The following is a 9,797-nucleotide window of genomic DNA, read 5'->3' as shown; positions in this document are numbered from 1 at the left end:
GCTCGTCGGGCTCATAACCCGAAGGTCGTCGGTTCAAATCCGGCTCCCGCAACCAGTTTTAAGTACACGTCAAACACCGCCACGACCTCACCGTCGCGGCGGTGTTTTCGTTTGTGCTGATTTTAATGACTGAGACTGAGGGCGATGGCCGCGCCCGGTTTCGGCTCGATTGCTTGATAAAAATCAACGTTATGTGCAGCCCTTGGTTGGTAACGTTTACCCGGATGGGCAAGCATCGGAATTCACCTGCCGCAACGGATGAAATAACGCGCCCGCGTTTGCGTCTCGCGGCCTGACAGGTGCTGGTGTACGCCTCAATCGATCTTCACGCCTCCCCACTCAAGGATCGGATCATGACGGCCATCCCGAGTAACGATGCAAAGTGGTCTTGGCGGCGTGTCACAAGGATTGTTCTGATCCTTGTCATCGTCTTGGCAGCCGGCGCCGGTGGCGCCTGGTACTGGTGGCAAAGCCAGCAAGGCAAGTTGCCCGAGGGCATTGTCTCCGGGAACGGCCGCATCGAATCCGACCAAATCGACATCGCCGCGAAGCTGGCCGGACGCGTGCGCGAGGTGCTGGCCCGGGAAGGTGACCTCGTCACCGAAGGCCAGGTGCTCGCCCGCCTCGATACCACGGAGTTGCAAGCGCAACGCGCCAAATATGCCGCCGACGTGGCTTCCGAGGAGGCCTCGATGCTCGAGGCAAAGGCGACTGTCGTGCAACGGCAGGCAGAACTGACCCTCAAGGAGGCAAAGCTGCGCCGCGCCCTCAAGCTGATCGTCACCGGGGCGATCAGTGAGGACAACCGCGATGAGGCGCAGGGCGAACGCGATTCTGCGCGCGCCGTTCTCGACGCCGCGCAGCGGACCGTGACCGCGCGCGAGCGTTCGGTGGTGGCCGCACAAGCCCTGGTTAATCAGACCGACGCCCAGATCGCCGACACCATTCTTGTGGCGCCCGTGCAAGGGCGTGTTCTGTATCGTCTCGTCAACCCCGGGGAAGTCGTTTCGGCGGGCGGAAAGGTGCTGACGATCATCGACCTGTCCGAAATCTACATGGAGATTTATCTCCCCTCCGAACAGGCCATGCGCGTAACGATCGGGTCGGCCGCACGAATTGTGTTCGACGGTGCCGACTTCGCCGTGCCGGCCAAAGTGAGTTTCGTGTCGCCGGACGCGCAGTTCACGCCCAAGCAGGTCGAGACGCGCAGCGAACGCGACAAGCTTATGTTCCGGGTCAAGCTGCGCATCCCGCCGAGCCTCATCGCGCGCCACCTCAACCAAGTGAAAACGGGCACCCGCGGCATCGGTTATGTGCGCCTCGATCCGAACCCACCCAATTGGCCGGACACCCTGCAAAAGCGCATTCAGGCCGATCCTGTCGACGCTGAGGATTGATAATGGAGACTCGCGCAGCGCTGATTGCCGAGGTTTCCAACGCGAGCCATGTCTATGGCAAGGTTCTAGCGCTCGACAATGTCTCGCTCGCACTGCCGAGCGGCCAGATGACGGGCATCATCGGCCCTGACGCCGCCGGCAAGTCCACGCTGCTCGGCCTGATCGCCGGTGCGCGGAAGATGCAGACCGGATCGGTCGAGGTCCTCGGCGGCAGCATGAGCAATGCCCGGCACCGCCGCTCCGTCTGCACACGCATTGCCTATATGCCGCAAGGGCTCGGCAAAAACCTCTATCAGGAGATCAGCGTCCGCGAAAACCTGGCCTTCTTCGCCACCCTCTTCGGCCTGTCCGCATCGGAACGTGACGCACGCACCCGGCGCCTGGCGGCGGCGATTGGCTTACTCGCGTTTCTCGAGCGGCCGGCCGGAAAGCTGTCGGGCGGCATGAAGCAAAAGCTCGGCCTGTGCTGCGCGCTCATTCACGACCCCGACCTGCTCATTCTCGATGAGCCGACGACCGGCGTCGATCCGTTGTCGCGTCGACAGTTCTGGGACCTGATCAGCGAACTGCGGCGCGAGCGGCCGACGATGAGTGTCGTCATCTCCACCGCCTATATGGACGAGGCCGGCCAATGCGATTGGCTCATCGCAATGGATCACGCCCGCGTGCTTGCCTGCGGCACCGCGGATGAGCTGCGCGAGAAGACCGGCCAACAAGACATCGAAGCGGTGTTTGCCGCCCTGCAGCCGGGGCACAAATCGACGGCGCAGCGCTTCGTCATTCCGCCGCGCCAACCAGGCAGCGAGGCGCCGGTCATTGTCGCGAGGAATCTGACACGTCGTTTCGGCAGTTTCACCGCGGTCGATAACGTCAGCTTCGCCATCGAGCGCGGAGAAATCTTCGGCTTCCTCGGCTCGAACGGCAGCGGCAAGACCACCACCATGAAGATGCTGACCGGACTCCTGGCGCCAAGCGAGGGAGAGGCCGAGGTCTGCGGCAAACCTGTCGATGCCAACGACCTGTCGGTCCGCCAGCGCGTCGGCTTCATGTCGCAATCGTTCTCGCTCTATGGCGAACTCACCGTGCGGCAAAACCTGCGTCTTCATGCACGCCTTTTTCATCTGGCCGCGGACCACGCTAACGCGCGTATCGCCCAGCTCATGGTCGATGTCGGCCTTGTCGACTATGCCGACACCGAAGCGAACTCGCTGCCGCTCGGCGTGCGACAGCGCCTTTCGCTGGCCGTGGGGATCGTTCACGACCCCGAGTTGCTGATCCTTGACGAGCCGACCTCGGGCGTCGATCCGCTGGCACGCGATGAATTCTGGCGTTTGCTCGGCGATCTCTCGCGAACCCGCAATGTCACGATCTTCGTCTCCACGCATTTCATGAGCGAAGCCATGCGCTGCGACCGCATCTCATTGATGCACGCAGGTCGCGTCCTCGTCTGCGACACACCGCAAAACGTCATTACCGCCAAGGGCAGCGCGAATCTCGAAGAGGCGTTCATCGCCTATATCGAGGATGCCGAGCCCGCCGCGCCCGCGCCCTCCGTGGCGGATGCCGAGGCGCAGACCCAGCGCGATGCAGCGGCGTTGTCGCCCAGCCGCTCGACCTTCATGCCGCTGCGCCGCCTCCTGGCCTTTACCAAGTGCGAGACGTTGTCGCTTATGCGCGATCCGGTGCGGCTCGCCTTCGCCTTCCTCGGCTCCTTCATCATGCTGTTGATCTTCGGCTTCGGCGTCTCCAGCGATGTGACCAACCTCACCTATGCGGCGTTCGACCACGACGACACGCCGGAGAGCAGAGCCTATCTCGCCAACTACTCGAGCTCCCGATATTTCACCGAAAAGACGCCGATCCACAGCGTCGACGAAATGCAAAGGCGCCTGAAGTCGAACGACATCACGCTGGCCATCGAAATCCCACCTGGCTTCGGGCGCCTGGTAAAGCGCGACTCGGATTGGCAGGTATCGGCCTGGATCGACGGCGCCAACACCTCGCGCGCCGCCACCATCGAGGGTTACGTCGAGTCGGCGCACAACCTCTTCGCCGAAGAGAGAAAGCGCCAGTCCAGCGACGTAGCGAGCAAGAAACCGACGACCAGCATCGTGATCCGCAACCGTTACAACCCGACGGCCGAGAGCATTTATGCGATCGGGCCGGCCGTGCCGGCGATGCTGCTCATGATGTTTCTCGCCATTCTCACAGCCGTCAGCGTTGCCCGTGAAAAGGAGATCGGCACGATCACGAACTTCTACGCCACGCCCACGACGCGCCTGGAGTTCCTGATCGGCAAACAACTGCCCTACATTGGCGTCGGCATGATCAATTTCTTCATCATGACCGTGACCGTGCGGTTCCTCTTCGACGTTCCGCTCAAGGGCGACGGCCTCACGCTGACCCTGGGCGCGCTGTTCTATGTGGCGGCGGCCACCGGCTACGGGCTGTTCATCTCGACGTTCACCTCAAGCCAGGTCGCAGCGGTGTTCGCCGGAGCGGTGCTGTCGATGCTGCCGACCATGCAGTTCTCCGGCATGATGCAGCCCGTCTCGACGCTGGAGGGCGGCGCGCGCCTCATGGGGTACCTCTGGCCGACGAGCTATTACATGCACATGAGTGTCGGTGCGTTCACCAAGGGGCTTGGCTTCACCGACATGGTGACCGACCTGCTCGCGCTGAGCCTGTTTTGCCCGGCCTTCTTATTGCTGTCCGCGCTGCTCCTGCGCAAACAGGAGAAATAAGATGCAGAGTCTCTCCAACATTTTCTGGCTCGGCGTCAAAGATCTGCGCACCCTCTCGAAGGACCTGATGATGATCCTCTTCATCATCTATTCCTTCGGCCTCAGCATTTATATGCAGTCGACCGGAGCCGGCGAGACCGTCAACAATGCCTCCGTGGCGATCGTCGACGAGGACCACTCCAGCCTGTCGCGATCGATTGCCGGACTGTTCTATCCGCCGTACTTCCAGGCAGCCAAGATGATCAGCGCCGCCGACATCGATCGCGGCATGGACAACGGCCTTTACACCCTCGTCATCGTGATTCCTCCGCACTTTGAAGCGGATGTGCGAAAGGGCCGCGATATCGAAGTCCAGGTCAACGCAGACGCCACCGCAGTCCAGCAGGCGTCCCTGGGGTCGGGCTATATCCAGAACATGGTGACCGACGAAGTCACGCGCTACCGACAGGAGGCGCAGCAAACCACCGGGCTGCCCTCCGATCTCGTCGTGCGCCGCGCCTTCAATGCCAACGGCACACAATCCTGGTTCCGCGCGATCGTCGGCCTTGCCGATCAGTTGTCGATGCTGATCATTATCCTGACCGGCGCGGCGCTCTTGCGCGAGCGCGAGCACGGCACGATCGAGCACCTGCTGGTGATGCCGTTGACGGCCTTCGAGATAGCGCTCGCCAAAGTGTGGTCGAGCGGGCTGGTGATCTTCATCGGCTTCATCTGTTCCCTGTTGTTCGTGGTCGAGGGCCTTCTCGACGTTCCGATTGCCGGCTCGCGCGGTGTGCTGCTGCTCGGCACCCTCATCTATATCTTCGCCACGGCAGCGATCGGCATCTTTCTTGGCACCCTCGCCCGCACCATGGCGCAATTTGCCCTGCTGATGATGATGGCCGTCATGCCAATGATGATGCTGTCGGGCGGCATGTCGCCCATCGAGAGCCAGCCGCAATGGGTCCAGTACGTGACGTGGTTTTTCCCGTCGCGGCACTATGTGAGCTTCATGCAGGCGATCGTGTATCGAGGCGCGGGCCTCGACATCGTGTGGAAAGAGTTCGTGACGGTCCTGGTGATGGGCGTGACATTTATCGCGATGAGTTTGCTGCTGTTCCGCCAGTCTGTTGCGACCTTGCGCTAAGGCTTTTTTGCGCCTGCCCGCGCCAGGCGTGGACGATTGTCCGACAAAAAACCTTGCCCGAGCGCGCACTTAGCGCATTTCGTTGAGATTCAACGGCCAATTTGCACTTATTTGACCCAACGGACCATTAACGGTTGACACTCCGCCGCTGGGCTGTAGAATGCCGGCCACAGACGCGGGATGGAGCAGTCTGGTAGCTCGTCGGGCTCATAACCCGAAGGTCGTCGGTTCAAATCCGGCTCCCGCAACCAAACATCAAAAAAGGCTACTCGAAAGAGTGGCCTTTTTTGTATCTGACAAAAAAGTTCTTCTGAAACAATGACATGGCATCTTTCATGAAACCCTAGACGTTTCGTGGAGTCCATTTCATCGCACGCTATGCTTGATCCTTCTACGACCAATGGCCGCAGTCGCCGCATCCGGTGATCCGCGTTAATATTTGTAATTATTTTGTCCATAGGGATTGGTAACTTGGCTGGATACCCCCATCCTGTCGCGCACAATCCACGAGGTGATTGATGCGCGCCAACTCGTCTGAACCACAAGACCCTGTCACAGCGACACAACCGATCACTCCCACCCGTTTGCGCTGGCTGGATCTGTTAAGCAAGTATCGGCAACCCATCGGGCTGGCCGTGACGCTGTTGCTGTTCGCAATCGCCCTGATCGCCTGCCGACACCTGCTGCTGGAACTGGATCTCTACGCCCTCCACGACTCGATCCTGGAAGTACCCAAACCGGCGTTGCTGGGCGCGTTCGCCGCCGCCATCGCCGGCTTCGTCATTCTATTGGGCTATGAGTTCTCCGGCGCACGTTATGCCGGGGTGAAACTGCCCCGCAAGACCCTCGCCCTCGGCGGCTTTACCGCCTTTGCCATCGGCAACGCCATTGGCCTGTCGATGCTCTCGGGCGGTTCGGTGCGTTACCGTTTATATGCGCGCCATGGCATCGGGGCTTCGGAAGTCGCCCGCATGACTGTGTTCGCCAGCCTCTCCCTGGGCTGCGCCCTGCCGCCGCTGGCGGCCTTGGCCACCTTGAGCAACTTGCCCGCCGCGTCCACTGCCCTGCATGTGTCGCAAGGCTTGCTGGGGGCGATTGCCGGCGTCGTGTTGCTGTTGTCGGCCGCGCTGTGCATCGGGATTTATCGCCGTCGCCTGCCGGAACAGCCCTACACGGACAACCTGCTGGTCAAGGTCGGCCGCCGCACCCTGCGCCTGCCCGGTCGACGCCTGACGTTCCTGCAACTGATCATCACCGCGCTGGACGTCGCCGCTGCCGCCACCGTCCTTTATATGCTGCTGCCGGAAGCGCCACCGTTCGGCCCGTTCCTGCTGGTGTACCTGCTGGCGCTGGCCGCTGGCGTACTCAGCCATGTGCCGGGTGGCGTCGGGGTGTTCGAGGCGATCCTGCTCGCGGCCTTTGCCGACAAGCTCGGCGCCGCGCCATTGGCCGCCGCCCTGCTGCTGTACCGCATGATCTATGTGGTGCTGCCGCTGCTGATCGCCTGTGTGTTCCTGCTGGTCAACGAGGCCCAGCGCCTGTTCCAGACCCAGCAGAGCCTGCGCGTGGCATCGGGCTTCGCCGCGCCGGTGCTGGCCTTACTGGTTTTTTTGTCCGGCGTGGTCCTGCTGTTTTCTGGCGCCACGCCGGAGATCGACTCACGCCTGGAAAACATCGGCTTCCTGATTCCCCACCGCCTGATTGACGCCTCGCACTTTGGCGCGAGCCTGATCGGCGTGTTGTGTCTGTTGCTGGCCCAAGGCCTGCGTCGACGCTTGTCGGCGGCCTGGATGTTGACCATGGTGCTGCTGCTGACCGGCGCCCTGCTCTCGCTGCTCAAGGGCTTCGACTGGGAAGAAGCCAGCCTGATGACCATGACCGCCGTGCTGCTGGCGATCTTCCGCCGCTCCTTCTACCGCGCCAGCCGGCTGACCGAATTGCCGTTCTCGCCGCTGTACCTGGTAGCCAGCGTGTGCGTGCTGGGGGCTTCGATCTGGCTGCTGCTGTTTGCCTATCAAGACGTCCCGTATAGCCACCAACTGTGGTGGCAGTTCACCCTCGACGCCAACGCCCCGCGCGGCCTGCGCTCGCTGTTGGGGGCCGCGGTGCTGCTGGTGATCGTGTCGCTGACCTGGCTGCTGCGTACCGCGCGCCCGGTGATCCACCTGCCGACAGCCGAAGAACTGGAACGCGCCACCAAGATCCTGATGGCCTCATCGCAACCCGACGGAGGCCTGGCGCTGACCGGCGACAAGGCGCTGCTGTTCCACCCCAACGACGAAGCCTTCCTGATGTATGCCCGTCGCGGGCGCAGCCTGGTAGCCCTGTACGACCCGATCGGCCCGACCCAACCCCGCGCCGAGATGATCTGGCAGTTCCGCGACCTGTGCGACATCCACCATGCGCGCCCGGTGTTCTACCAGGTACGCGCGGAAAACCTGCCGTACTACATGGACATCGGCCTGACCGCGATCAAGCTGGGCGAAGAAGCCCGCGTCGACCTGAAACGCTTTGACCTGGAAGCCAAGGGCAAAGAGATGAAGGATTTGCGCTACACCTGGAACCGTGGCACCCGGGATGGCTTGTCCCTGGAGATCCACGAACCGGGCACGGCGCCGATGGACGAACTCAAGGTTATTTCCGACGCCTGGCTGACCGGCAAGAACGTGCGGGAGAAGGGGTTTTCCCTGGGACGCTTCAGCGACGACTACCTCAAGCACTTTCGCATCGCGATCATTCGCTTCGAAGGGCACCCGGTGGCCTTCGCCAACCTGCTCGAGACCTACAGCCACGACCTGGCCAGCCTCGACCTGATGCGCGCCCACCCCGATGCGCCCAAGCTGACCATGGAATTCATGATGGTCGGCCTGATTCAACACTATAAGAGCCACGGTTATGCTCGCTTCAGCCTCGGCATGGTGCCATTGTCTGGCCTGCAACCGCGTCGTGGCGCGCCGCTGACCCAACGCCTGGGCTCGATGGTGTTCCGCCGTGGCGAGCAACTGTATAACTTCCAAGGTTTGCGCCGCTTCAAAGACAAGTTCCAGCCTGACTGGGAACCCCGTTACATGGCCGTGCCCGCAGGACTTGATCCGCTGGTGGCACTGGCCGATACCGCCGCCCTGATCGCAGGCGGCTTGACTGGATTGGTGAAACGCTGATGATTCGACGCTCCTGGCGGTATGTATTAGCCTTTGTGGTGCTGCTCGCCGTGGTCCTGGGTGGCGGCTATTGGTACTGGAACCGCCCTGCCCCACAGCCGACCCTGGAGCAACTGCCCCAGGCCGATGGCTCGGTGATGACCCGCGTCACCCCGGCCGGCACCCCCAAAGCCCGCGTGGCCGTGGCGGTGATGGCCGACGAGACCCTGACCGACAGCCAACTGATTGCCCTCAGCCAGGGCGGCAAGGCGCAGATCGTGCAGGTGATCCTGCCCAAGGATGACTGCACACTGCAGCAACAGGCACTGCAAGGCGCCCTGAGCCAGCTCAAGGGCCCTGCGACGCTGGTCAGCGGCATCGGCCCTGGCGCCGCCCTCGCCTGGCGCTGGCTGGCCACACAGAACGACGACAAGGCCAATGCCATCTCCGTCGGCTTCGCCCTGGTGCAGGAAGGCTGCAAAGACCCGCTGCCGAAAACCGCCGCCCACGGCAACTGGCTGGTGGCGTGGAACGACAACCCTGACGATGAAAGCGCCAGCTTCGTGCGCGACACCCCGCGTGCCACCACCAGCATCAGCGACTACGACATTCACTACCCACAAGTGCTGAATAACGAACTGCGCAAGCAACTGGTCGGTTCGGACAACGGCGGCCTGGCGATTCCAGTCGTGGAAGTCCCGGCTGGCCAGGCCAAGGACACCGTGACCCTGTTCCTCTCCGGTGACGGCGGCTGGCGTGACCTCGACCGCGACGTGGCCGGTGAAATGGCCAAGATCGGCTACCCGGTCGTGGGCATCGACACCCTGCGCTACTACTGGCAGCACAAGACTCCGGAACAAAGCGCCAAGGACCTCAGCGAGCTGATGCAGCACTATCGGCAGAAATGGGGCACCAAGCGCTTCGTACTGACCGGCTATTCGTTCGGCGCCGACGTGTTGCCGGCCATCTACAACCGCATGCCGGAAAGCGAGCAGCAGCGCGTCGACGCAATCATCCTGCTGGCGTTCGCACGCACCGGCAGCTTTGAAATCGAAGTGGAAGGTTGGCTGGGCAACGCCGGCAAAGAAGCCGCGACCGGCCCGGAAATGGCCAAGCTGCCAGCGGCCAAGGTGGTGTGCATCTACGGTGCCGAAGAGGTCGACGAAAGCGGCTGCACCGACAAGACCGCCGTCGGCGAAGCGATCAAGCTGCCGGGCGGGCACCACTTCGATGAGAACTACCCGGCGCTGGCCAAGCGTTTGGTGGATATCATCGTCAAGCACCAGGCCAAGGCCGAGTAATTCCGCGCTGTACGCAAAACCTAATGTGGGAGGGGGCTTGCCCCCGATAGCGATAGGTCAGTCATACCGCTATCGGGGGCAAGCCCCCT

5 protein-coding genes and 1 tRNA gene are annotated in these 9,797 nt (G+C 62.3%); all 6 read left to right on the top strand.

The window, feature by feature from the left end:
* The first annotated feature begins 353 nt into the window (after nucleotides 1-353).
* The 6 genes from NR164_RS29135 to NR164_RS29110 all read left to right on the top strand — a co-directional run bounded on the left by NR164_RS29135 (nucleotide 354) and on the right by NR164_RS29110 (nucleotide 9,708).
* Nucleotides 354-1,397, top strand: a complete 1,044-nt coding sequence (locus NR164_RS29135) for an HlyD family secretion protein (RefSeq protein ID WP_079444616.1) — start codon at nucleotides 354-356, stop codon at nucleotides 1,395-1,397.
* Nucleotides 1,398-1,399: 2 nt separating this feature from the next.
* A complete protein-coding gene (gene rbbA, locus NR164_RS29130; RefSeq protein WP_079444617.1) occupies nucleotides 1,400-4,141 on the top strand; it encodes a ribosome-associated ATPase/putative transporter RbbA in 2,742 nt (913 codons plus the stop codon).
* Between the two features lies 1 nt (nucleotide 4,142).
* Nucleotides 4,143-5,267, top strand: a complete 1,125-nt coding sequence (locus tag NR164_RS29125) for an ABC transporter permease (protein ID WP_046382207.1) — start codon at nucleotides 4,143-4,145, stop codon at nucleotides 5,265-5,267.
* A 174-nt stretch (nucleotides 5,268-5,441) separates the two neighbouring features.
* Nucleotides 5,442-5,518 (top strand) — tRNA-Met (locus tag NR164_RS29120).
* A 267-nt stretch (nucleotides 5,519-5,785) separates the two neighbouring features.
* Nucleotides 5,786-8,428 (top strand): bifunctional lysylphosphatidylglycerol flippase/synthetase MprF, encoded by a 2,643-nt coding sequence (mprF, locus tag NR164_RS29115; protein WP_177032144.1) that lies wholly within the window; start codon nucleotides 5,786-5,788, stop codon nucleotides 8,426-8,428.
* Nucleotides 8,428-9,708 carry a virulence factor family protein gene (locus tag NR164_RS29110; RefSeq protein ID WP_046382205.1) on the top strand — a complete coding sequence of 427 codons (1,281 nt, stop codon included), beginning with the start codon at nucleotides 8,428-8,430 and terminating at the stop codon, nucleotides 9,706-9,708. Before mprF ends, NR164_RS29110 begins: the two co-directional genes overlap by 1 nt.
* Nucleotides 9,709-9,797 lie beyond the last annotated feature (89 nt).

The organism is Pseudomonas sp. Pse79 (assembly GCF_024519615.1).
Taxonomy (GTDB): Bacteria; Pseudomonadota; Gammaproteobacteria; order Pseudomonadales; family Pseudomonadaceae; genus Aquipseudomonas; species Aquipseudomonas veronii.
Note: the sequence above shows the minus strand (reverse complement) of the source record. Positions and strands in the feature narration are given on the sequence as shown.